The organism is Amycolatopsis sp. CA-211722 (assembly GCF_056828465.1).
Genome location: NZ_CP184752.1, coordinates 8,043,357 through 8,065,349, shown reverse-complemented (window position 1 = coordinate 8,065,349; position 21,993 = coordinate 8,043,357). Strand labels below are relative to the sequence as shown.

At 67.8% G+C, this 21,993-nt stretch carries 19 protein-coding genes and 1 rRNA gene; 14 read left to right on the top strand and 6 right to left on the bottom strand.

Annotated features, from left to right (window positions below; all coding sequences use genetic code 11):
• The first annotated feature begins 68 nt into the window (after positions 1–68).
• On the top strand, positions 69–3,443 hold the full coding sequence (locus ACOCEP_RS36835) for a tetratricopeptide repeat protein (protein ID WP_482334287.1): 3,375 nt from the start codon (positions 69–71) through the stop codon (positions 3,441–3,443).
• Here the strand turns inward: ACOCEP_RS36835 and ACOCEP_RS36830 are convergent.
• Positions 3,424–4,116, bottom strand: coding sequence for a DNA alkylation repair protein (locus tag ACOCEP_RS36830; RefSeq protein WP_482334286.1), 693 nt, complete (start codon positions 4,114–4,116; stop codon positions 3,424–3,426). The genes ACOCEP_RS36835 and ACOCEP_RS36830 overlap by 20 nt on opposite strands.
• 185 nt (positions 4,117–4,301) lie before the next feature.
• Between ACOCEP_RS36830 and ACOCEP_RS36825 the strand changes: the two genes are divergently transcribed.
• The gene (locus ACOCEP_RS36825; RefSeq protein WP_482334284.1) at positions 4,302–5,888 is read left to right on the top strand and encodes an alpha/beta hydrolase; all 1,587 of its coding nucleotides are present in this window, start codon (positions 4,302–4,304) and stop codon (positions 5,886–5,888) included.
• 241 nt (positions 5,889–6,129) lie between these two features.
• Here ACOCEP_RS36825 and ACOCEP_RS36820 read toward each other — a convergent pair whose 3' ends face one another.
• Positions 6,130–6,579 (bottom strand): DUF6294 family protein, encoded by a 450-nt coding sequence (locus tag ACOCEP_RS36820; RefSeq protein ID WP_482334282.1) that lies wholly within the window; start codon positions 6,577–6,579, stop codon positions 6,130–6,132.
• 205 nt (positions 6,580–6,784) lie between these two features.
• On the opposite strand from ACOCEP_RS36820, the gene ACOCEP_RS36815 reads away from it, so the two are divergent.
• Positions 6,785–7,279 carry a helix-turn-helix domain containing protein gene (locus ACOCEP_RS36815; protein WP_482334281.1) on the top strand — a complete coding sequence of 165 codons (495 nt, stop codon included), beginning with the start codon at positions 6,785–6,787 and terminating at the stop codon, positions 7,277–7,279.
• Positions 7,280–7,321: 42 nt separating this feature from the next.
• Here ACOCEP_RS36815 and ACOCEP_RS36810 read toward each other — a convergent pair whose 3' ends face one another.
• Positions 7,322–8,287, bottom strand: coding sequence for a helix-turn-helix transcriptional regulator (locus ACOCEP_RS36810; protein ID WP_482334279.1), 966 nt, complete (start codon positions 8,285–8,287; stop codon positions 7,322–7,324).
• Positions 8,288–8,377: 90 nt separating this feature from the next.
• Here ACOCEP_RS36810 and argC point away from each other — a divergent pair, with 90 nt between their 5' ends.
• From argC to argH, 8 genes are read left to right on the top strand one after another with little or no spacing between them, the layout of a single operon-like run.
• The gene (gene argC, locus ACOCEP_RS36805; protein WP_482334277.1) at positions 8,378–9,406 is read left to right on the top strand and encodes an N-acetyl-gamma-glutamyl-phosphate reductase; all 1,029 of its coding nucleotides are present in this window, start codon (positions 8,378–8,380) and stop codon (positions 9,404–9,406) included.
• Positions 9,403–10,563 (top strand): bifunctional glutamate N-acetyltransferase/amino-acid acetyltransferase ArgJ, encoded by a 1,161-nt coding sequence (gene argJ, locus ACOCEP_RS36800; RefSeq protein WP_482334276.1) that lies wholly within the window; start codon positions 9,403–9,405, stop codon positions 10,561–10,563. Before argC ends, argJ begins: the two co-directional genes overlap by 4 nt.
• Complete coding sequence (gene argB / locus ACOCEP_RS36795; protein WP_482334274.1) at positions 10,560–11,480, top strand: acetylglutamate kinase; 921 nt, start codon at positions 10,560–10,562, stop codon at positions 11,478–11,480. Before argJ ends, argB begins: the two co-directional genes overlap by 4 nt.
• Entirely contained in the window at positions 11,477–12,670 is a 1,194-nt protein-coding gene (locus ACOCEP_RS36790; protein ID WP_482334272.1) for an acetylornithine transaminase, read from the top strand. The genes argB and ACOCEP_RS36790 overlap by 4 nt, the downstream gene beginning before the upstream one ends.
• Positions 12,671–12,686: 16 nt before the next feature.
• A complete protein-coding gene (argF, locus tag ACOCEP_RS36785) occupies positions 12,687–13,613 on the top strand; it encodes an ornithine carbamoyltransferase (RefSeq protein WP_016335385.1) in 927 nt (308 codons plus the stop codon).
• Positions 13,610–14,131 carry an arginine repressor gene (locus ACOCEP_RS36780; RefSeq protein ID WP_034321647.1) on the top strand — a complete coding sequence of 174 codons (522 nt, stop codon included), beginning with the start codon at positions 13,610–13,612 and terminating at the stop codon, positions 14,129–14,131. The genes argF and ACOCEP_RS36780 overlap by 4 nt, the downstream gene beginning before the upstream one ends.
• Positions 14,121–14,474, top strand: a complete 354-nt coding sequence (locus ACOCEP_RS36775) for an argininosuccinate synthase (protein ID WP_482334270.1) — start codon at positions 14,121–14,123, stop codon at positions 14,472–14,474. The genes ACOCEP_RS36780 and ACOCEP_RS36775 overlap by 11 nt, the downstream gene beginning before the upstream one ends.
• A 28-nt stretch (positions 14,475–14,502) precedes the next feature.
• Positions 14,503–15,918, top strand: a complete 1,416-nt coding sequence (gene argH / locus ACOCEP_RS36770) for an argininosuccinate lyase (protein WP_482334269.1) — start codon at positions 14,503–14,505, stop codon at positions 15,916–15,918.
• Between the two features lie 60 nt (positions 15,919–15,978).
• Here the strand turns inward: argH and ACOCEP_RS36765 are convergent, their stop codons facing one another.
• Genes ACOCEP_RS36765 through ACOCEP_RS36755 form a run of 3 tightly spaced genes read right to left on the bottom strand, consistent with a single transcriptional unit; the run spans position 15,979 to position 17,860 of the window.
• On the bottom strand, positions 15,979–16,617 hold the full coding sequence (locus tag ACOCEP_RS36765; protein WP_482334267.1) for a TetR/AcrR family transcriptional regulator: 639 nt from the start codon (positions 16,615–16,617) through the stop codon (positions 15,979–15,981).
• The gene (locus ACOCEP_RS36760) at positions 16,617–17,288 is read right to left on the bottom strand and encodes a DUF4166 domain-containing protein (protein ID WP_482334264.1); all 672 of its coding nucleotides are present in this window, start codon (positions 17,286–17,288) and stop codon (positions 16,617–16,619) included. Before ACOCEP_RS36760 ends, ACOCEP_RS36765 begins: the two co-directional genes overlap by 1 nt.
• Complete coding sequence (locus ACOCEP_RS36755; RefSeq protein ID WP_482334263.1) at positions 17,285–17,860, bottom strand: SRPBCC family protein; 576 nt, start codon at positions 17,858–17,860, stop codon at positions 17,285–17,287. Before ACOCEP_RS36755 ends, ACOCEP_RS36760 begins: the two co-directional genes overlap by 4 nt.
• Positions 17,861–17,981: 121 nt before the next feature.
• On the opposite strand from ACOCEP_RS36755, the gene ACOCEP_RS36750 reads away from it, so the two are divergent.
• From ACOCEP_RS36750 to ACOCEP_RS36740, 3 genes are all read left to right on the top strand, one after another.
• The gene (locus tag ACOCEP_RS36750) at positions 17,982–18,617 is read left to right on the top strand and encodes a DNA-3-methyladenine glycosylase (protein WP_482339888.1); all 636 of its coding nucleotides are present in this window, start codon (positions 17,982–17,984) and stop codon (positions 18,615–18,617) included.
• Positions 18,618–18,649: 32 nt separating this feature from the next.
• Entirely contained in the window at positions 18,650–19,924 is a 1,275-nt protein-coding gene (gene tyrS, locus ACOCEP_RS36745; RefSeq protein WP_482334261.1) for a tyrosine--tRNA ligase, read from the top strand.
• Positions 19,925–20,286: 362 nt separating this feature from the next.
• A 16S ribosomal RNA gene (locus ACOCEP_RS36740) occupies positions 20,287–21,803 on the top strand.
• Positions 21,804–21,993 lie beyond the last annotated feature (190 nt).

Below are 21,993 nucleotides of genomic sequence, written 5' to 3'. Positions count from 1 at the left end.
CCCCTTCCCTCGACTCAGCCGAGGGAAGGGGGCCTTCACGCGCTTCAGATGTGGCAAAGTGTGGACTTGTGTCACGTCCCGACGGTCGGTCCAGCATCCAAGACATCGCCCGCGCCCGGCTGAGCGACGGTTTCGTCGGCAGGGTCGGGGAACGCGAAGACTTCCGGGTCAATCTGGGCCTCTCGGGGGAGGACCGTCGCCGCCGGTACCTGTTCGCGGTGCACGGTCTCGCGGGGGTCGGCAAGTCCTTCCTGCTCGACCAGCTTCGTGGTATCGCCGAGGAAACCCGAGCCGCCGTCGGGTTCGCGGACGACCGTCAGCAGGATCTGCCCGCGACCTTGGTCAAGTTGGCGAAAGACCTCGCTCGCGGCGGGTACGAGATGCGCCGCTTCGAGAAGCGCTACGAGTCCTATCTCAAGGCGAGGGAACGCCTGCACAGCGATCCGCAGGCTCCGGCCGCCGGGCGCGAACTGGTGACGAAGACCGTCGTCAAGGCCGGGCTCGGGGTCGCGAAGACCCTCCCTGGCGGAAGTATCGCCGCCGACGCCATCGACGCGGACGCCACGGCGAAACAGCTGGAGCAGTTGCAGGTCTACCTCGCGGCGAAGTTCAAGCGGAAGGCCGACGTCCAGCTTCTCCTGGAACCGGCGGAGGAGCTGACCAAACCGTTCGTCGAGGACCTGTGGCGTATTCCGGAGAGCAGGCAGATCGCCCTGTTCTTCGACACCTTCGAGCGCACCGCGCCGGTGCTGGAGACGTGGCTGCTCGATCTGTTCGGCGGGTTGTACGGGGATCTCCCGCAGAACCTGGTGTTCACCGTCGCGGGCCAGTTCCCGTTGGACGAGGCGAAATGGAACCGGCACGCGCCGCTGGTGCGCGAGATCGAACTCCGGCCGTTCACCGAGCCGGAGGCACGCCGGCTGCTCGCCGAACACGGGATCACCGACGAAAAGGTCGTCGAGATCGTGCTGCGGCTGACGGACGGCCTGCCCGTCCTGGTCGCCATGCTGGCTCGCGGGAACCCCGCCGAGGCGGATGCCGTCGGCGACCCGAGCGACGACGCGGTCAAGCGGTTCCTGCACTGGGTTCCCGAAAAGGCCAAGAAGGACATCGCGGCCACGGCGTCCCTGCCGCGTTTCCTGGACGAAGACGTCATCGGCGTGCTGACCGGGAAGGAGGGGGCGGGTGAGATCTTCCGCTGGCTGCGGGAACTGCCGTTCGTCGGGCGCCGTGAGCTCCCGGTGCGCTATCACCCGGTGGTCCGCGGCCCGATGGTGCGCATGGAACGCGGTCGTTCGCCCGCCGAATTCGCCGAACGGCACCGCAGGCTCGGCGAGTACTACGAAGGCCGCTGTGCCGAACTCGGTCTGAGCGACCACCGCGAGGCCTGGAGCGACGAGCGCTGGCAGAAACGAAAACTCGAACAGACCTACCACCGGCTCTGCGGCGACCCGGCCGAGGCGCTGCCCGACGCGCTGCTCGGCGCCGCCGAGATGATCACCACCGGCACCGCTTCCGCCCGCGCTTGGGCGCGCATGATGGAGCAGGCGGGTGCCGACGCGGCCGCGCCTCCGGTACTGGGCTGGGGCCGGCGCCTGGCCGCGGCCGTCGGCGACGGCGAGATGGCGGTGCTCGACGCGCTCGCCGGCGCGGGCGAGCTCGACGCCGCGCGGCTTTCGACGGTGATCCGGCGGCGCGCCTGGGCCTACGAAGGCCAAGAGGACATCGAGGCGGCGACACGGGACTTCGACCGAGCGCTCGATCTGAACCCCGCCGACCCCTACGCGTGGAGCGATCGGGGCAACCTGTTCCGCAACGAGGGTGACTGGGAACGGGCGTTGTCGGATCTGAACCGGGCGATCGAGCTCGACCCCGGGTACGCCTATTCGTGGCGTGGACGCGGCTCCGCCCGTGCCGAACTCGGCGATCTCGACGGCGCGATGGCAGACCTCGACGAGGCCGTCCGTCTGCAGCCCGACCACACGTGGGCGTACGCCATCCGGAGCGAGGTGCACTTCAAACGCGGCGATATCCGGAAGGCGATCCACGAGATCGACATCGCGATCCGCCTCGACCCCGAATACGCGTGGGCCGTCCACTACCGGGCCACACTGCTCGCCGAGCTGGGAGACGACGAGGGAGCACTCGCCGGTCACCGCGCGGCCGCCGCCCTCCGCCCCAAAGACGTCTTCTACCTGTCCAAACTGGCGTTGTTCTTGGAGCGGACGGGAGACGGAGACGCCGCGTCGGCGGCCTTCGACGCGATCGTCGAGGCTGACCCAGGGAGCGCCAGGGCCCACGCGATCCGGGCGGCCTTCCACCACCGCGGTGAACGGAACCGGCTCGCCGTCGACGGTTTCACCGCCGCGCTGCGGATCGACCCGGACTACGAGTGGGCGTACTACATGCGCGGCCAGGCACACCACGGTCTGGACGATTACCTCAAGGCACTCGCCGACCTCGACCGGGCCCTCGAGCTGGCTCCCGACGACGCCGAGAACCATCTGCAGCGAGGGGCCGTGCTCAGCAGGCTCAACGAGAACAGCGCCGCGGTGAGCTCCTTGAGCCGCGCGATCGAACTCGATCCCGGCAACGAGTGGGCACACAGCTGGCGTGCTCTGGCCCACCAGCGTTCCGGCGACTTCCCGGCGGCCCTCGCCGACATCGACGTCGCCGTCGCGGCGAATCCGGGGCTGGCCTTCCTCCACACCAGCCGCGGCGACATCCTCAGAAACCTCGACCGGCACGACGACGCCAGGGCGGCATTCGACGAAGGGGTTCGCCTCGGCCAGGACGGTGGGTACGCCTTGTACCGGCGCGCCCGCCATCGGTTTGTCTTCGGTGACCTGGAAGGCGCTTTGGCCGACACGGAAAGCGCGCTGGAAGCAGGGCACGACGAGAGCGCCCGCGCCCTGCGCGCGGACATCCGCTGCCGGGCAGGCGAGTACGAGGAGGCCATCCGGGAACTACGCGAACTGGTCGCCTCGGATCCCGAGGAGTCCGACTACCGCGAGAGCCTCGGAGAGGCCCTGTTGTTCGCGGGGGAGATCGACGAGGCGGAGCCGCTCCTGGCCCCGCTCGCACCGGAATTCGGCTGGGCTCACAACCTCCTCACCCTTGTCTGGCTGAAGACAGGGAAGACGGAAGAAGCCCACCAAGCGCTGAACGAGGGCCTCGACAACGCCACCGCCCGGATCTCGACCGGGGCCTTCGACTGGGACGTCCAGCTCCAACCACTCTTCTACCTCCTCGTCCTCGGACGTGAGGACGAGATGACCCGCGACCTCAAGGCGCTGCTCGAGAAGGGCCCGCCACAGGAGACGCGCTTGGAGCTGCTTCGCGATCTCAAGGAGCTACGAGTGCTGTTGCCCGAACTCGGCGGAGTGATCGAAGACCTCGTCGCCCTCATCCCGAGGCCGGTGCTCACCCACCCAGGTGCTTGAGCGCCTCCCTTCTGGACAAAGTGGACAGTGCCGGATGCGCGGTGACGAAGGCGCGCACCCAATCCGGCTCGGTCTTCGCGTACTCGCGCAAGGCCCAGCCGATCCCTTTGCGCAGGAAGAAGTCCTTGTCGTCGATGCTGGCCTCGATCGCTCGGGTGAGCAGGTCGGTGTCCGTTCCGCCCTTGGCGCCGATCTGGCAGATGACCGAAGTGCGGCGACGCCATCGATCCTCGTCGTAGGCCCAGGTCAGCATCAGCGTGGTCATCGTCTCCGGCTCCGCGCGCAGGATCGGCCCGACCCGGCGGATCGCGACTTCGTCCACGTAGTCCCACCAGGCGCCCGTCACGATCATCTCCTCGTAGAGGGGGAGCAGACCGGCGTCCTGCCAGCGGGCGTAGATGCGGTGGCCGGACAGAGCGATCGCCGCATAGCGCTCTTCACGGAATTCCGCTTCGCGCCACAACGTGAGCACAGCCGTCGAGAAACTCACTCGATCGGGTAGCGGATGCTCGGTGTAGACCCGCTTCAGCAAGGACGCCCGAGGCGGGGACGCAACACCGAGGAACGGCATCTCCGACTTCATGTACGCCCGCATCGCCGGCGCTTTTTCCGGATCGGCCAGTCCGGCCAAACCGTTGCGAACCGCCGAAACCAGGCTTTTCACCTCGTCCACGCGTTCTCCTTTCCCCCGTGGCCGCCGCGAGCGTACGACAGGGGACCGACAAGACGGATATGCCCGGATCGAGGATCGGATACCGACTAAAGAGGGATGGCGGTCAACGTGTCGGTCAGCGAGATTGAAGCCGGTTCTCGGTAGCTTCGGCCCGACCGGGTCGAACGCGGACGAAAAGGAACACAGTGAAGAAATTCGTTGCCGCCCTGGCGGTCGCGGGGATCGGCGTCGGCACCATGGCGCTCGCTCCCTCCGCCACGGCCGCCTCGGCGTCGGACTTCGATCCGAAGCCCATCTCCTGGGGAGCCTGTACGCGCCCGAGCCTGGTCAAGGCCGGCGCGGAATGCGGTTTCCTCGAGGTCCCGTTGGACTACGCGAAACCCGGCGGCGAGAAGATCTCGATCGCCGTCTCGCGCGTGAAGCACAAGGCCGCCGAGTCGCAGGGGGTCATGCTGGTCAATCCGGGCGGGCCCGGAGGCTCCGGCCTCGGCCTTTCGACCCTCGGCAGGGCCGTCCCCAAGAAAGCGGGTGAGGAGTACGACTGGATCGGCTTCGACCCGCGCGGCGTGGGGGAGAGCAAGCCGTCGCTGACCTGCGACGGAAACTATGCCTCCTACAACCGCCCTCAGTACGTGCCGACCACGCGCGCCATCGAGACGGCGTGGCGTGAGAAGGCGAAGGGCTACGCGAAGGCGTGCGCCAAGAACGGCGCGATCCTGGACCACATCAAGACCATCGATGTGGCGAAGGACGTCGACAGCCTGCGCAAGGCGCTGGGCGAGAAGCAGATCAACTACTACGGCTTCTCCTACGGCACCTACCTCGGGCAGGTCTACAGCACGCTGTTCCCGCAGAACGTGCGGCGGATGGTGTTCGACGGCACCGTCGACCCCCGCGACGTCTGGTACAAGGCGAACCTGAACCAGGACATCGCCTTCGACAAGAACATCAAGATCTACTTCGGCTGGCTCGCGAAGTACGACGACGTCTACCACCTCGGCAAGACCGCGGCCGCGGTCGAGAAGCTGTGGTACGCCGAGCAGAAGAAGCTGTACGACAAGCCCGCGGGCGGCGTCATCGGCGGCTCCGAGTGGACGGACATCTTCCTGCAGGCGGGCTACTACGTGTTCGGCTGGGAAGACATCGCGAACGCGTTCGCCGGCTGGGTGCACAAGGGCGACTGGCAGACTTTGAAGGGCCTGTACGACGACTCCAACCCGCCGGGCCAGGACAACGGCTACGCGGTGTACGCGGCCGTGCAGTGCACCGACGTGGCGTGGCCGCAGAGCTGGCCTCGCTGGAAGTTCGACAACTGGGTCACCCACTTCCGGGCGCCGTTCGAAACCTGGGGCAACGCCTGGTTCAACGCGCCGTGCCTCGACTGGCCGGCCAAACCGGGCAAGCCGGTGGAGATCGACGGGAGCAAGGTCCCCGGCATCCTGCTCGTCAACGAGGAGAACGACGCCGCGACGCCGTACCCCGGCAGCATCGAGGTCCGCAAGCGCTACCCGAACTCCAGCCTGATCAGCGCTCCGGGTGGCACGACGCACTCGGGTTCGCTGTCCGGTGTGTCCTGTGTGGACGACAAGATCGCGGACTACCTGCTGACCGGGAAGCTGCCGGCGCGCAAGCCGGGCAACGGCTCGGACGTGCAGTGCGGCGCGGTTCCGGCGCCGGTGCCCGCCGGTGCTTCCGCGGCCGCCAAGTCCGACGTGCCGTCCTCGGTCACCGAAGTGAAGAAGGAGGCGTTGGCTCAGGCGCTGCCATTCTGAGTTTCTCGCCAGAGAACGCCCCGGTCCGGATTTCCCGGATCGGGGCGTTCTTGCTCTGATGCTCATCGGCGTGGTTGCGAAAGCCACTTTCGCAACGTGCGGCGGCGGTCGTCGTGGATGGTTCGCCCGATCTGCCGAGGGCGTGTCGCGAAAGCCACTTTCGCGACCTCAGACGTCCCCAAAGTGGCTTTCGCGACATGGCCGTCGAGGATTTTGGTGAGCAGCCGCCCTCGCGCGCCCGCTAGCAGTGGCTCCTGATCCGCATGGTGTGGATGCGGTCGAAGAACCCGGCGTCGAACGACCCCTCGGCGAACCACCAGTGCCACACGTTCTTGACGGTGCCCTTGACGAATTTGGTGTCGCCGCCGTGATGGACGGGCCCGAGGACGATGCCGTTGCTATCCAGGGTGTTCACCCACATCAGCCACGCGTCGTTGCTGTCGCTGCTGACGATCGTCGCCTCGAACGAAGCGCTGCCGTTGCGTCTGAGAGTCCATTTCGCGTTGTCCATCGTGCAGTCGCCCGCCTGGATGCGGCCCCAGGTGAACCAGCAGGAATCCGCTCCGGTGCAAGTGGCCTGTGCGGTGGTGGACCCCGTCGTCCCGGCCGAGGCGGGCGTGGCGAAAACGGTCCCGATCGCGAGCACGAGCATCGTCACGAAAAGCGACAACCGACTTGCTTTGGTCCTCATGTTTCCTCCCCTTCGTAAAACAACCGGTGAGCAAAGCTAACTCGCCGGAGGCCGGGTTCGAGATCACTTAGGTGCGGCAACAGGGGTGGCCGATGGTGCGTGACCGGCACCCTCTCGTCCCCGAACGCGAGGAAAGTTCCGGTCACGCATCGAATCGCCTCGCCGCGCCGGAAAACTGCCGGGGCCGCCCCTTACCGTTCCCGGCATGACCATCGTCGAAGAGCACCGGACCGAGATCCGCGTGCAGGACACCGTTTATCGCATCGAGGTCGCCGCCCGTGAGGGTGGCGGCGCGGCCGGGGAAGACCGCTGGGTGACCGTCATGGTCGGCGGAGCCGGACCGCAGGAGGAGCCTGTCGCCGAAGGCAGGCTCGACATCGACGCCGAAGCCGTACCGGCCTTGGCGACCGTCCTTTCCGACACCCTCCTGGCGTTCGCCGGGCGGGGAGCCGGAAGGAACGGCCGCCGAAGATCGGCGGACCGCCCCGCCCACCAAGGCTCGCCGTGGTCCGACGAGCTGGACGCCGAACTGGAAAGCCGTTGGCTGGCAGGGGAAAGCGTCGAGGAGATCGCCCGGCGATTCGAGCGGACACCGGGCGGGATCCGGGCCCGGTTGCCCAGGGTCGGCTGCGACCCGGAGCACCGGGGCGCGTATCTCCCGATCCCGCCGAGCAGACGAGAGGTAGGTGAACTCGGCTGAACCAGGGCGGTCGCGAGGGCGGGCAGGCCCTCGCGACCGCCATCAGTCCACTGCGGACTTCGCTCCGCGCTGAACCCTCGCCGCCATTTCCCTGAGCCGAGCGATCAGTTCCGGCGGTTCGTGCACGGTGAATTCACAGCCGAGCCCGAGTATTCGGAACGCGAGCCAGTCCAGGGTGTCCGTGCCCGCGTGGAAAACGCAGTTCTCGTCATCGATCGGTTCCAGCTCGCCGAATCCCTCGCCGATCGCGGGGGACACCTGGCCGATCGGCGCGTGGAGGGTCACACGTGCGCTGTAGGTGGGAAGGAGGCTGTACATCTTGTCTGTGACGTAGGCCGCCACGTCCTTCGCGGGTGGCTGTCTCGGGGTCGCCCGGCCACCGGTCGCCCGCGGTTCCGAGATCCGGTCCGCGCGGAAGATCCGCCAGTCGTCCCGGTCGAGGTCGTAGCTGAGCAGGTACCACCGGCGTCCGGCGGAGACGAGCCGGTGCGGTTCCACGTGCCGCCGGGATTCGGTCCCGTCGCCGGTGCGGTAGCCGAACCGGGTCCGCTCGGTGTTGGCGATCGCGCCCGCGAAGACCGCGAGGTGCTCCGGGTTCACCGCCGGTCCGGTGCCCGGGATGGGCACGGTCGCGGCGCCCAGCGCGCCGACGCGGTACCGCAGCCGCGACGGCAGCACCTGCTCGAGTTTGGCCAGCGCCCGCACCGAAGACTCCTCGATTCCCGAGATCGCCTGTCCGGCGGCGCTCCGGAGACCGACCGCGATCGCGACGGCCTCCTCGTCGTCGAGCAGCAGTGGCGGCATCGCCGCGCCGGCGCCCAACCGGTAGCCGCCTTCGGAACCTCGCGACGCCTCGACGGGGTAACCGAGCTCACGCAAGCGGTCGATGTCGCGCCGGATGGTCCGCGGACTGACCTCCAGCCGCTCGGCGAGCTCGCTGCCAGGCCACTCGCGTGGGGTTTGCAGGAGCGACAGCAGGCTCAGCAGCCGCGCGGGCGTGTCGGTCATGCGGTCAAGCATGCCCCGGCGACAGCCCGTATCGGGTGAGCCACACGACTTTGTTTGATTGAATTTGCATGGGAGTGCATAATCATGCGTATGACGGTGAAGATCGCGGTGGCCGGAGCCAGCGGGTACGCGGGCGGCGAACTCCTGCGCCTGCTCCTGACCCATCCCGAAGTCCAGATCGGCGCGCTCACCGCGGCCAGTTCCGCGGGGACGCCACTCGTCCAGCACCAGCCGCACCTCGCGCCACTGGCAGACCGAGTCCTGCTGGAGACGACCCCGGAGACCCTGGCCGGGCACGACGTCGTCTTCCTCGCCCTGCCGCACGGCCACTCCGGCGAGATCGCCGCGCGGCTGGGACCGGACGTGCTGGTGGTCGACCTCGGCGCGGACCATCGTCTCTCGGACGCGGCCGACTGGCAGCGCTGGTACGGCGGCGACCACGCGGGGCAATGGCCGTACGGGCTCCCCGAGCTCCCCGGCGCCCGCGAGCGCCTCGCCGGGACCAAACGCGTCGCGGTCCCCGGCTGCTTCCCGACCGGCGGTTCGATCGCCCTCGCCCCGGCGCTCGCCGCGGGCCTGGTCGAGCCGGAGGTCAACGTCGTGGCCGTCACCGGGACCTCGGGCGCGGGCAAGAGCCTGAAACCGAACCTTCTCGGTTCGGAGGTGATGGGTTCGGCCACCGCGTACGGCGTCGGCGGTGCCCACCGGCACACCCCCGAGTTCGCGCAGAACCTTTCCGCGGTGTCGGGTGAGCGGGTCAAGGTGTCGTTCACCCCCGTGCTGGCCCCGATGCCGCGCGGGATCCTCACCACCGCGAGCGCCCCGCTGAAGGCCGACCTGGACGCCGACGGCGCTCGCGAGGTCTACGAGAAGGCGTACGCCACCGAGCCGTTCGTCCAGCTGCTGCCCGCGGGCCAGTGGCCGTCCTCGGCCTCGGTCGTCGGCTCGAACAACGTCCAGCTGCAGGTCACCGTGGACGCCGACACCCGGCGCCTGATCGTGGTCGCGGCCATCGACAACCTGACCAAGGGCACCGCGGGCGGCGCCGTCCAGTCGATGAACATCGCCCTCGGCCTTCCTGAAACCACCGGACTACCGACCGTAGGAGTCGCTCCGTGACCGTCACCCAGCCGAAGGGATTCCGTGCCGCGGGCGTCGCCGCCGGGATCAAGGCCGAGGGCAAGCTCGATCTCACGCTCGTCGTCAACGACGGGCCGCTGCAGGTCGCGGCCGGCGTGTTCACGCGCAACGTGATCAAGGCCGCGCCCGTGCTGTGGTCGCAAGAGGTGCTCAAGCAGCAGCGGCTCAAGGCCGTCGTCCTCAACTCCGGCGGCGCGAACGCCGCCACCGGCCCCGGCGGTTTCCAGGACACCCACAAGACAGCGGAGAAGGTCGCCGAACTCCTCCAGGCGGGCGCGATCGAGGTCGCGGTCTGCTCGACCGGGCTGATCGGCGAGCGGCTGCCGATGCCCGCGCTGCTTTCCGGCCTGGACACCGCCTTCGCGGGCCTCGGCACCGGCTCCGACGCCGATCTCGCCGCCGCCACCGCGGTCATGACCACCGACACCAAGCCGAAGCAGGCCGTCGCGAAGCACGAAAGCGGCTGGAGCGTCGGCGGGTTCGCCAAGGGCGCGGGCATGCTCGCCCCGAACCTCGCGACGATGCTTTCGGTCCTCACCACCGACGCGGTCGTCACGCCGGAAGTCCTGGACAAGGCCCTGCGCGCCGCCACCGGCGTGACCTTCGACCGGCTGGACGTCGACGGCGGGACCTCCACCAACGACACGGTGCTCGTCCTCGCCTCCGGCGCCAGCGGTGTCGAGCCGACCGAGGCCGAACTGACGGAGCTCCTCACCGCCGTCAGCCTCGACCTCGTGTTGCAGCTTCGCGCGGATTCCGAAGGCGCGACCAAGTACGTCGACGTCACGGTCACCGGCGCGGCGAGCGAGGCGGACGCCATCGCCGTCGGGCGCACGATCGCCGAGGACAACCTGGTCAAGACCGCGCTGTTCGGTTCGGACCCGAACTGGGGCCGCATCGCCATGGCGCTGGGCAGGGCGGCCGCGAAGATCGACCCGGAGAAGGTCGCCATCGCGATCAACGGCGTCACCCTGTTCGCCAAGGGCACCACCGCGGCGGACCGCTCCGAAGCGGATCTCTCGGGCCGGGACATCCGGATCGTCGTCGACCTCGGTCTCGGCGAAGGCGGGGCGACGATCTACACGACCGACCTCTCGCACGCGTACGTCGAAGAGAACAGCGCGTACTCCTCATGAGCCCTTCCGAATCCACCGTCCCCGCGGACGAGCGGCTCGCGACCGCCGCCGAAAAGGCGTCGATCCTCATCGAAGCCCTGCCCTGGCTGCAGCGTTTCCACGGCGCCACCGTCGTGGTCAAGTACGGCGGCAACGCCATGATCGACGAGAGCCTCAAACAGGCCTTCGCCGAGGACATGGTCTTCCTCCGCATGGCCGGGCTGCGGCCGGTGGTGGTGCACGGCGGGGGCCCGCAGATCACCGCCATGCTCAACCGGCTCGGCGTCGAAGGCGAGTTCAAGGGCGGCCTGCGCGTCACCACCCCCGAGACGATGGACATCGTCCGCATGGTGCTGACCGGCCAGGTCAGCCGCGAACTGGTCGGCCTGATCAACGCGCACGGCCCGTACGCGGTCGGTATCTCCGGCGAGGACGCGCGGCTGTTCACCGCCGAGCGCAAACAGGCCACCGTGGACGGTGTATCCGTCGACATCGGGCTCGTCGGCGAGGTCTCCGAAGTCAACCCGGACGCGGTGCTCGACATCGTCAACGCGGGCCGGATCCCGGTGGTGTCCACCGTGGCCCCGGACGTCGACGGCGTCGTGCACAACATCAACGCCGACACCGCGGCGGGCGCGCTGGCCGCGGCGCTCGGCGCGGAAAAGCTCGTGGTGCTCACCGACGTCGAAGGTCTTTACGCCAACTGGCCGGACCGCGGTTCACTGGTCGACAGGATCCGCGTGGACCGTCTCGAAACCCTGCTGCCCGGCCTGGCCAGCGGCATGATCCCGAAGATGGAGGCCTGCGTGCGCGCCATCCGCGGCGGCGTCCGCCGGGCGCACGTGATCGACGGCCGCATCGCCCATTCGGTTTTGCTGGAGGTCTTCACCTCCCGCGGTATCGGTACCATGGTCTTCCCCGAAACGGAGCTCCCGTGACCACGTACAAGTCCAATGTAGACGGCCAGGAGCACTGGAAGTCGTCCCTCATGGACAACTACGGCACCCCCGCGCTGACCCTGGTCCGCGGTGACGGGGCGAAGGTCTGGGACGCCGACGGCAAGCAGTACGTCGACCTGCTGGGCGGCATCGCGGTCAACGCGCTCGGCCACGCCCACCCCGCCGTGGTCGCCGCGGTCACCGAACAGGTCGCGAAGCTCGGGCACACCTCGAACCTCTACGTGAACCCGGTCGCCGTCGAACTGGCCGAGACGCTCCTGGACGTCGCAGGCCTGTCCGGCAACGCGAAGGTGCTGTTCGTCAACTCCGGCGCGGAGGCCAACGAAGCCGCGCTGAAGATCAGCAGGCTCACCGGCCGGACCAAGATCGTCGCCTGCGAGGGCGCCTTCCACGGGCGCACCATGGGCGCGCTCTCGCTGACCGGCCAGCCGTCGAAGCGGGACGCGTTCGCACCGCTGGTGCCGGGCGTCACCCACGTTCCCTACGGTGACGTCGACGCGCTCCGCGCCGCGGTGGACACCGAGACGGCGGCGGTCTTCCTCGAGCCGATCCTCGGGGAGGCGGGCGTCGTCCCGGCGCCGGACGGCTATCTCCAGGCCGCGCGGGAGATCACCAAGGCGACCGGAACCCTGCTGGTCCTCGACGAGGTGCAGACCGGCATCGGCCGCACCGGCGCGTGGTTCGCCTTCCAGCACACCGGCATCGTCCCGGACGTCGTCACGCTGGCCAAGGGCCTCGGCGGCGGGTTGCCGATCGGCGCGGTCATCGGCGTCGGTGAGGCGGGGGAGCTGGTGAAGCCCGGGCAGCACGGCACCACCTTCGGCGGCAATCCGGTCTGCTGCGCCGCCGGGCTCGCCGTGCTCAAGACCATCGCCAAGGACAACCTGAACGACCACGTTTCCGCACTGGGCAAGGACATCGCCTCCCGGGTGGAGGAGCTCGGCCACCCGCTGGTGTCCGGGGTCCGCGGCGCCGGGCTGCTGCTCGGCATCGCCTTGCGCGAACCGGTCTCGGCGAAGGTCGCCAAGGCCGCGCAGGACGCGGGATACCTGGTCAACCCGATCGCACCCGACACCATCCGGCTGGCACCGCCGCTGATCCTGAGCGCCGAAGAGGCGACCGGATTCCTCGAAGCCCTTCCCGGGGCGCTCGATTCCACCACCACCTAGGACAGAGACGAAACGCATGCTCCGCAACTTCCTCCGTGACGACGATCTCAGCCCGGCCGAACAGGCCGAGATCCTGGACCTCGCCGACCAGCTGAAGGCCGAGCCCTTGAGCTCCCGCGCGCTGGAGGGCAAGTCCGTCGCGGCGATCTTCGAGAAGAACTCCACCCGGACCAGGTTCTCGTTCGAGGTGGGCATCGCCCAGCTCGGCGGGAACCCGGTCATCGTCGACGGCCGCTCCATGCAGCTCGGTCGTGAAGAGACCATCGAGGACACCTCACGGGTGCTTTCGCGGTATCTGGACGCGATCGTCTGGCGGACCTTCGCCCAGAAGCGCATCGACGCGATGGCGTCGGCGGCGAGCATCCCGGTGATCAACGCGCTCACCGACGAGTTCCACCCGTGCCAGGTGCTCACCGACCTGATGACCATCCGCGAGCGCAAGGGCAAGCTCGCCGGGCTCACCCTCGTGTACCTCGGCGACGGCGCGAACAACATGGCGCATTCGCTGCTGCTGGGCGGGACCACGGCCGGGATGCACGTTCGTGTGGTCTCCCCGGAGGGTTTCCAGCCGGATCAGCAGGTCATGCTCGACGCTAAGCACCGGTCGACGGAGACCGGCGGCAGCACCACGGTCTTCACCGATCCGTACGCCGCGGTCGAAGGCGCGGACGTCGTCGTCACCGACACCTGGACCTCCATGGGCCAGGAGAACGACGGTCTCGACCGGGTCGGCCCGTTCCGCGAACTGCAGGTCAACTCCGCGCTGATGCGCCGCGCCGCCGACGAGGCGATCGTGCTGCACTGCCTGCCCGCGCACCGCGGCTGGGAGATCACCGACGAGGTCATCGACGGGCCGGCGAGCGCGGTCTGGGACGAGGCCGAGAACCGGCTCCACGCCCAGAAGGCGCTGCTGGTGTGGCTGATGGACGAGAAGCGACGATGACCGGCAGCCGTGTCACCCGCCAGGCCCGGATCACCGAACTCGTGTCCACGATGGCCATCCGTAGCCAGACGGAGCTCGCGAAGCTGCTGGCGGCGGAAGGTATCGACGTCACACAGGCGACGCTTTCGCGGGACCTCGACGAACTGGGCGCGGTGAAGCTCCGGGGTGCCGATTCCGGCGCGCCGGTGTATGTCATCCCGGAGGACGGCAGCCCGGTACGCGGGGTGCAGGGCGGTACTTCCCGGCTTTCGCGGTTGCTCGCCGAACTGCTCGTTTCGGCGGACTCGTCGGGGAACCTGACGGTACTGCGCACCCCGCCGGGCGCGGCGCAGTTCCTCGCCAGCGCCATCGACAGGGCGGCGCTGGAGGAGGTCGTCGGTTCCATCGCCGGCGACGACACGGTCGCGGTGATCGCGAGGGAACCGTTGTCCGGCAAAGACCTGGCCGAGCGTTTCATGGCGCTGGCCCGACGGTCGTCCACAGTGGACGGCGGTGAGGAGACCGAAGGTGACGCCTGACGGGTTCGCCTTCCCGGACGATCCGGAGAAGCTGGTCATCACCTTCGACGAAGGTGTTCCGGTGGCCATCGACGGGGAGACCGTGACGCTCCTGGAAGCGTTCCAGGAGCTGAACCTGCGTGTCGGCGCCTTCGGGCTCAAAGGACGCGAGATCTACGAGGGACCGGCCGCGATCGCACTGGTCACCGCGCACGAGGAACTGCAAAAGGTCAGTACCGGGCGGGTGTCGGGCGAGGTGCGGCTGGTCCTGCACCGCGGGAACGCGGTCGTGAACTCCGCGCGCGACGAGCGCGCACTGTACGACTTCACCACAGGCGCTACCTTCGACCGGTCAGTCGCCTGAAGAGAACCGAAAGAATTCGAGGAGTGTCGTGAGCGGGAATGAGCAGCCGGTGCAGCTGTGGGGTGGCCGGTTCGCCAGCGGGCCGGCGGAGGCGATGGCGGCGCTGAGCGCGTCGACCCATTTCGACTGGCGGCTGGCGCCGTACGACATCGCCGGGTCGCGGGCCCACGCGCGCGTGCTGCGCAAGGCGGGGCTGCTCACCGAAGACGAGCTGACCGGAATGCTCGCCGCGCTGGACACCCTCGCGCAGGACGTCGAGTCGGGCGCGTTCACCCCGACCGTCGCCGACGAGGACGTCCACACCGCGCTCGAACGCGGTCTGCTGGAGCGGGCGGGCACCGAACTCGGCGGCAAGCTGCGGGCTGGCCGTTCGCGCAACGACCAGGTCGCGACGCTGTTCCGGATGTGGCTGCGGGACGCCGCCCGCCGGGTGGTCGCGGGCACCCTCGGCGTCGTCGACGCGCTCGTTTCGCAGGCGAAGCGGCACCCGGACGCGATCCTCCCCGGCCGCACCCACCTGCAGCACGCCCAGCCGGTCCTGCTGGAGCACCACCTGCTCGCGCACGGCCAGTCGCTGCTGCGTGACGTCACCCGCCTGCGTGACTGGGACGCTCGCACCGCCGAATCACCCTATGGCTCCGGCGCGCTCGCGGGTTCCTCGCTCGGCCTCGACCCGGAGGCCGTCGCCGCGGAACTGGGCTTCGACACCAGCGTCGAGAACTCCATCGACGGCACCGCCTCGCGGGACTTCGTCGCCGAGTTCGCCTTCGACGTCGCGATGCTCGCGGTCAACCTGTCCAGGATCGCCGAAGAGGTGATCATCTGGAACACCGCCGAATTCGGCTATGTCACCCTCGACGACGCCTGGGCGACCGGCAGTTCGATCATGCCGCAGAAGAAGAACCCCGACGTCGCCGAGCTGACCCGCGGCAAGGCCGGGCGGCTCATCGGCAACCTGACCGGGCTCCTCGCGACGCTCAAGGCACAGCCGCTCGCGTACAACCGTGACCTGCAGGAGGACAAGGAGCCGGTCTTCGACTCCGTCGAGCAGCTGGAACTGCTGTTCCCGGCGATCGCGGGCATGCTCGAGACGCTGACCTTCCACACCGACCGGCTCGCCGAACTGGCGCCCGCCGGGTTCACCCTCGCCACGGACATCGCCGAATGGCTGGTGCGCCAGGGTGTTCCGTTCCGTGTCGCGCACGAAGCGGCGGGGGAGAGCGTCCGCGTCGCCGAAGCCCGCGGGGTCGGGCTGGACGAGCTGACCGACGAAGAGTTCGAGAAGATCAACCCCGCTCTGACGCCTGCCGTGCGCGAGGTGCTGACCGTCGAGGGTTCGGTGAGTTCGCGCAACGCCCGCGGCGGTACCGCGCCGGAGCGGGTCGCCGAGCAGCGGGACCGGCTGGTCGCGCGGGTCGCCGAACACCGCGCCTGGCTGAGCTGACCTCTCGCGTGAAGGCCCCCTTCCCTCGGCTCAGCCGAGGGAAGGGGGCCTTCACGCGCTTCAGGATCGCTTCGCGGTCTTCCGGAGCTTCGCACGCACCGCGCGGGTGGCGACCGGGCCGAGCCCTTCGAAGACGTCGACCAGGACGGCAAGCTGCTCCAACGCAGCCAATGCCTGTTCGCTGCCCTCGGGATTCACCGATTCGAACAACGTCAGGCCGAGGAAACCGGCGGAGACCGCGTGGGCGAGCCCCTCGGTCTCCGCGAACTCCAGCACCGGCGAATCGGCCAGCACACGGTCGAGGGTGAGCCGGACTTCACGCACCCAGTTGTCCAGCGCCTGCCGCGTCGCCTCGGCCAGCCGTCCGCCGCCCTGCGCGCCGGCGAGCGCCTGGGCGAGGACCGTCATGTTCCCTTCAGCGCGTTCCTCCGCATGGATGACCCGGCCGAGGTCCAGAAGCTCGCCCAGCGTGGTCACGTCGGCGAACCGGTCACGGAAGTGGGCGACGCGGCTTTCGGTCGCCGTCACGCAGGCCTGCGCGATCAGCTCCTCGACACTGCCGAAGTGGTAGAAGATCAGCGCCTGATTGGTGCCCGCCGCCGCGGCGACGGTCCGCGCCGAAACGGCGGTGATCCCGCTGGTGCGGATCGTCTCCAGCGCTCCGTCGATCAACCGCTGTTTCGTGCTGGGCGCGTTCATCAATCCAGGACCTTCTCACGCAGGGGCTTCACCGCGCCGCTCACCCCCGGCCGCAGGTCGACGAACCGTGCCTCGAAGGCGCCCCGGTAACCGAACAGCGGCCCGAACCGCCGGTTCGTCACCTGGACCTCGATGCGGAAGAGCCCGCTCTCCTCGTCGAACCACTCGTCGACCTCGGCCGCACCGACGAGGGATCGCGGCACCACACACCGAAGTGGGCCTTCGTGGATCCGGAACTCCTCCGACCGGATGTGGAAGCCGCCGTCCGGCCGCACCGTCAGGTCGAGATCGACGGCGAGGTGCTGATGCGTCCCCAGGTAGTCGACGATCTTCCCGCGATCGGCGCTGTAGATCATCTGCGCGTCGAAGCGGCGTCGGCGTTCCGGCAGTTCGAAGGTACGGACGAACGAAACCGTCTCCCTGCCGAGCGAGTCGACGTACGGATAGTTCTCGATGGTGAAGGGGACGTTGCGGCCGCGTTCCGGGAACAGGATGTGCCTCGACGCCCCGAGCCGCAGGAACGGCGTCGCGAACGCGGCGCCGCGCCAGATCTCGTCCATCACGCCGACGCCGATCATCCCGACGCCGTTCTCCGTGCTCAGCGACAGTCGTTCGCGCATCCGCGGGTGCAGGGACGCGAAGCCGGCGCCCAGCGCTTTTCGGAAGATCATGCCTGCTCCAGGTTGTCGAGAACGCGGGGCGCGACGCCGTCCTTGCCCGGCCGCGGGCTCCGGCGGCAGCGTCCCGCCGAGGGCGAGAGCAACGGGAGTTCCTCCGGTGGTGTGCCGGCTTCGAGCCACAAGCGGAGCCTGTCGAACGACCAGGCCGTCATCCAGCCGAAGAGCGGCCGGAACACCAGATCGGCGAACCTGCCGAAGACACCCCATCGAGTGGTGTAGTCGAAACCGGTGACGAACCGGACACCGTCGTCGACCGGGGTGTAGCGCCAGTACCCCGAGCCGGACTTGATGAGCGACAGCGGATCCGCGGAGGCGAACCGCAGTGCGGACGTCCGGCCGCCGTCAGGCCGGGCGCTCTCCCCGGCGTGTGTTCCGGTCCCGCTCACTACGAGCCCCAGGAACTCCGTCGTGTACCGGAATCGTCCCGGCGAACCCATGACCGGCTCGATCTGGGAGAAGCGGAGATCCCACCGTTCGTGCAGCCGCGGATCCTGCGTGTACCGCCACAGCGTGTCGAGGTCGGTGCGGATCACCGTTTCGACGTAAAGCGCTCTTCGACTCATGGAACCCCCTCGCGTTTGAGCGACCGCTCAAAAGCACTGTAGAGCATGTTTGAGCGATCGCTCAATACCCGGCCCGTTAAGGTCGGCCAGGGAGAACGCGAGGTGAAGGGGAGTGCGGAACGTGGAGACCGGCAGGCAGTTCACCCGGCGCGAGCTGGCGCTGGATCCGGTGGAGCTGTCCACACTCCTTCTCGGCGCCGTGATCGAAGCGGACGGCCCCGACGGCGCCGTCGCCGTCCGCCTGGTGGAGGTCGAGGCCTATCGAGGGCTCGACGACCCGGCGTCGCACTGCTATCGCGGCAAGACGCCGCGCAACGCGGTCATGTGGGGGCCTGCGGGGCACCTGTACGTGTACTTCGTCTACGGCATGCACTTCTGCGCGAACGTCGTCGGCACGGAAGACGGGCAGCCGGGCGCCGTGCTGCTGCGTGCCGGGGAGGTGGTGTCCGGTGCGGACATCGCCAGGGCGCGCAGGCCGTCCGCGCGTGGCAACGGCGAGCTCGCCAAAGGCCCGGCCATCCTCACCTCGGTACTCGGCATCGACCGGGCCGAAAACGGCGTCGACCTGACCGATCCGGCGTCACCCGTCCGGCTGTTCACCGGCGAACGGGTTCCCGAAGCCGACATCCGCACCGGGCCTCGCGTCGGGGTCGCGATGGCGATGGACACGCCGTGGCGCTTCTGGATCGACGGATCACCCGCGGTCTCCACCTATCGCCGCGGTGGCAAGCGGCGGGCGGCCGCCCCCGGCCGATAGTCGGTTGACCTGGTGCGGGAGGATCTACAGGCGTGAGCGAGCACATCCTTGACGAGCTGACCTGGCGCGGCCTGATCGCGCAATCCACCGACCTCGAAGCACTGCGGCGAGACCTCGACCAAGGACCCCTCACGCTCTATTGCGGATTCGACCCGACCGCGCCCAGCCTGCACGCCGGCAACCTCGTGCCGCTGCTGATGCTCTCGCGCTTCCAGCGCGCCGGTCACCGGCCGATCGTGCTGGCGGGTGTCGCGACCGGAATGATCGGCGACCCACGCGACACCGGCGAGCGCACCCTCAACACGCTGGACACCGTCGCCGAATGGGCGGACCGGATCCGCGGGCAGCTGGAGCGCTTCGTCGACTTCGACGATTCGCCGACCGGCGCGGTCATCGAGAACAACTTGAACTGGACCGGCAAGCAGACTGTGGTCGAGTTCCTGCGCGACGTCGGCAAGCACTTCCCGGTCAACATGATGCTGAACCGGGAGACGGTGAAGCGGCGCCTCGAGGCCGACGGCATGTCGTACACCGAGTTCAGCTACCTGCTGCTGCAGTCGCAGGACTACCTGCACCTGCACCGCGAGTACGGCTGCAAGCTGCAGATCGGCGGCTCGGACCAGTGGGGCAACCTCGTCGGCGGCGTCGACCTGATCCGCCGGACCGACGGTGGCCACACGCACGCGTTGACCGCGCCGCTGGTCACCGACACCGAAGGACGCAAGTTCGGGAAGTCCACCGGTGGCGGCAGCGTCTGGCTCGACCCGGAGATGACGTCCCCGTACGCGTGGTTCCAGTACTTCGTGAACGTCGCCGACTCCGACGTCATCCGCTACCTGAGGATGTTCTCCTTCCTCGGGCAGGAGGAGATCGCGGCGCTGGCCGAGGACACCGAGCAGCGTCCTCACCTGCGGTCCGCGCAGCGGAAGCTGGCCGAGGACTTCACCACCCTGGTGCACGGTGAAGAGGCGACCCGCCAGGTCATCGCCGCTAGCCAGGCGCTGTTCGGCAGGGGAGAGCTGCGTGAGCTCGACTCGGCGACCCTCGACGCCGCCATGGCCGAGGTGCCGAACGGCAAGGTCGACCCGAACGGCGAGTCGACGATCGTCGATCTGCTGATCGCGGCCGGGCTCGTCGACAGCAAGGGCGCCGCGCGTCGCACCGTCAAGGAAGGCGGCGCGTACGTCAACAACACGAAGATCGCCGACGAGGAGTGGAAGCCGTCCTCGGACGACGCTCTGCACGGCCGCTGGCTCGTGGTCCGCAAGGGCAAGCGCAACGTCGCCGGCGTGCGCGTCGGGGGCTGATCGCGGCCCAGGCCCGAAACAGGGGCCCTGACCTGCGGAAACGCGGTTAAGGTACCCCCCTGTTTCGGGCCCTTCCGGGGCGTGTAAAGTTCTCCAAGTCGCCAGGGAAACCGAGCGGCCGACCGGGACACGAACCAAGCTCTCGCCTCGGAGTTGAAAGACTCAGTGCGATTGAGTGGGTGTCCCACCAAAAACTGCTAGGAATGACTGCTTCGGATAAGGCCGCTGTGATGGTGGTGCGATTCGGGGTGTGTTGCTTGAGAACTCAACAGTGTGCTAGTGAACTAAGCCAGTAGAGCTTATATTTGAAACTCGTTTGAGGTTCCTTTGAGAGCATTTATTTGCCTCGATCAAATTTGACATTGTTGGAGAGTTTGATCCTGGCTCAGGACGAACGCTGGCGGCGTGCTTAACACATGCAAGTCGAACGATGAAGCCTTTCGGGGTGGATTAGTGGCGAACGGGTGAGTAACACGTGGGCAATCTGCCCTGTACTTTGGGATAAGCCTGGGAAACTGGGTCTAATACCGGATATGACTCTTGGCCGCATGGTTGAGGGTGGAAAGCTCCGGCGGTACGGGATGAGCCCGCGGCCTATCAGCTTGTTGGTGGGGTAATGGCCTACCAAGGCGACGACGGGTAGCCGGCCTGAGAGGGTGACCGGCCACACTGGGACTGAGACACGGCCCAGACTCCTACGGGAGGCAGCAGTGGGGAATATTGCACAATGGGCGCAAGCCTGATGCAGCGACGCCGCGTGAGGGATGACGGCCTTCGGGTTGTAAACCTCTTTCGCCAGGGACGAAGCGTAAGTGACGGTACCTGGATAAGAAGCACCGGCTAACTACGTGCCAGCAGCCGCGGTAATACGTAGGGTGCGAGCGTTGTCCGGAATTATTGGGCGTAAAGAGCTCGTAGGCGGTTTGTCGCGTCGTTCGTGAAAACTCCACGCTTAACGTGGAGCGTGCGGGCGATACGGGCAGACTTGAGTTCGGTAGGGGAGACTGGAATTCCTGGTGTAGCGGTGAAATGCGCAGATATCAGGAGGAACACCGGTGGCGAAGGCGGGTCTCTGGGCCGATACTGACGCTGAGGAGCGAAAGCGTGGGGAGCGAACAGGATTAGATACCCTGGTAGTCCACGCTGTAAACGTTGGGCGCTAGGTGTGGGCGACATCCACGTTGTCCGTGCCGTAGCTAACGCATTAAGCGCCCCGCCTGGGGAGTACGGCCGCAAGGCTAAAACTCAAAGGAATTGACGGGGGCCCGCACAAGCGGCGGAGCATGTGGATTAATTCGATGCAACGCGAAGAACCTTACCTGGGCTTGACATGCGCCAGACATCCCTAGAGATAGGGCTTCCCTTGTGGTTGGTGTACAGGTGGTGCATGGCTGTCGTCAGCTCGTGTCGTGAGATGTTGGGTTAAGTCCCGCAACGAGCGCAACCCTTATCCTACGTTGCCAGCGCGTCATGGCGGGGACTCGTGGGAGACTGCCGGGGTCAACTCGGAGGAAGGTGGGGATGACGTCAAGTCATCATGCCCCTTATGTCCAGGGCTTCACACATGCTACAATGGCTGGTACAGAGGGCTGCGATACCGCGAGGTGGAGCGAATCCCTTAAAGCCGGTCTCAGTTCGGATCGCAGTCTGCAACTCGACTGCGTGAAGTCGGAGTCGCTAGTAATCGCAGATCAGCAACGCTGCGGTGAATACGTTCCCGGGCCTTGTACACACCGCCCGTCACGTCATGAAAGTCGGTAACACCCGAAGCCCATGGCCCAACCCGCAAGGGGGGGAGTGGTCGAAGGTGGGACTGGCGATTGGGACGAAGTCGTAACAAGGTAGCCGTACCGGAAGGTGCGGCTGGATCACCTCCTTTCTAAGGAGCAACACATCCACAGTCCTCGGGATACCCGAGACCAGCACTGTGGAGTGGCCAGGGTTTCACCACCGAATGTGTGGTGGCGCTGGTTGCTCAAGGAATTGTGGAACTACTGGTTAGGGTTCGGCCGGCTTTTGCCGGGACGCTCTAGTACTGCACTTTTGGTGCGTGGAACGGGTGCTCCTGG

Bases quoted from the DNA above. Each gene is read 5' to 3' on its own strand.
- ACOCEP_RS36820 (WP_482334282.1), bottom strand. From the start codon at position 6,579: ATGAGGACCAAAGCAAGTCGGTTGTCGCTTTTCGTGACGATGCTCGTG.
- ACOCEP_RS36815 (WP_482334281.1), top strand. From the start codon at position 6,785: ATGACCATCGTCGAAGAGCACCGGACCGAGATCCGCGTGCAGGACACC.
- ACOCEP_RS36810 (WP_482334279.1), bottom strand. From the start codon at position 8,287: ATGACCGACACGCCCGCGCGGCTGCTGAGCCTGCTGTCGCTCCTGCAA.
- argC (WP_482334277.1), top strand. From the start codon at position 8,378: ATGACGGTGAAGATCGCGGTGGCCGGAGCCAGCGGGTACGCGGGCGGC.
- argB (WP_482334274.1), top strand. From the start codon at position 10,560: ATGAGCCCTTCCGAATCCACCGTCCCCGCGGACGAGCGGCTCGCGACC.
- argF (WP_016335385.1), top strand. From the start codon at position 12,687: ATGCTCCGCAACTTCCTCCGTGACGACGATCTCAGCCCGGCCGAACAG.
- ACOCEP_RS36780 (WP_034321647.1), top strand. From the start codon at position 13,610: ATGACCGGCAGCCGTGTCACCCGCCAGGCCCGGATCACCGAACTCGTG.
- ACOCEP_RS36765 (WP_482334267.1), bottom strand. From the start codon at position 16,617: ATGAACGCGCCCAGCACGAAACAGCGGTTGATCGACGGAGCGCTGGAG.
- ACOCEP_RS36760 (WP_482334264.1), bottom strand. From the start codon at position 17,288: ATGATCTTCCGAAAAGCGCTGGGCGCCGGCTTCGCGTCCCTGCACCCG.
- ACOCEP_RS36755 (WP_482334263.1), bottom strand. From the start codon at position 17,860: ATGAGTCGAAGAGCGCTTTACGTCGAAACGGTGATCCGCACCGACCTC.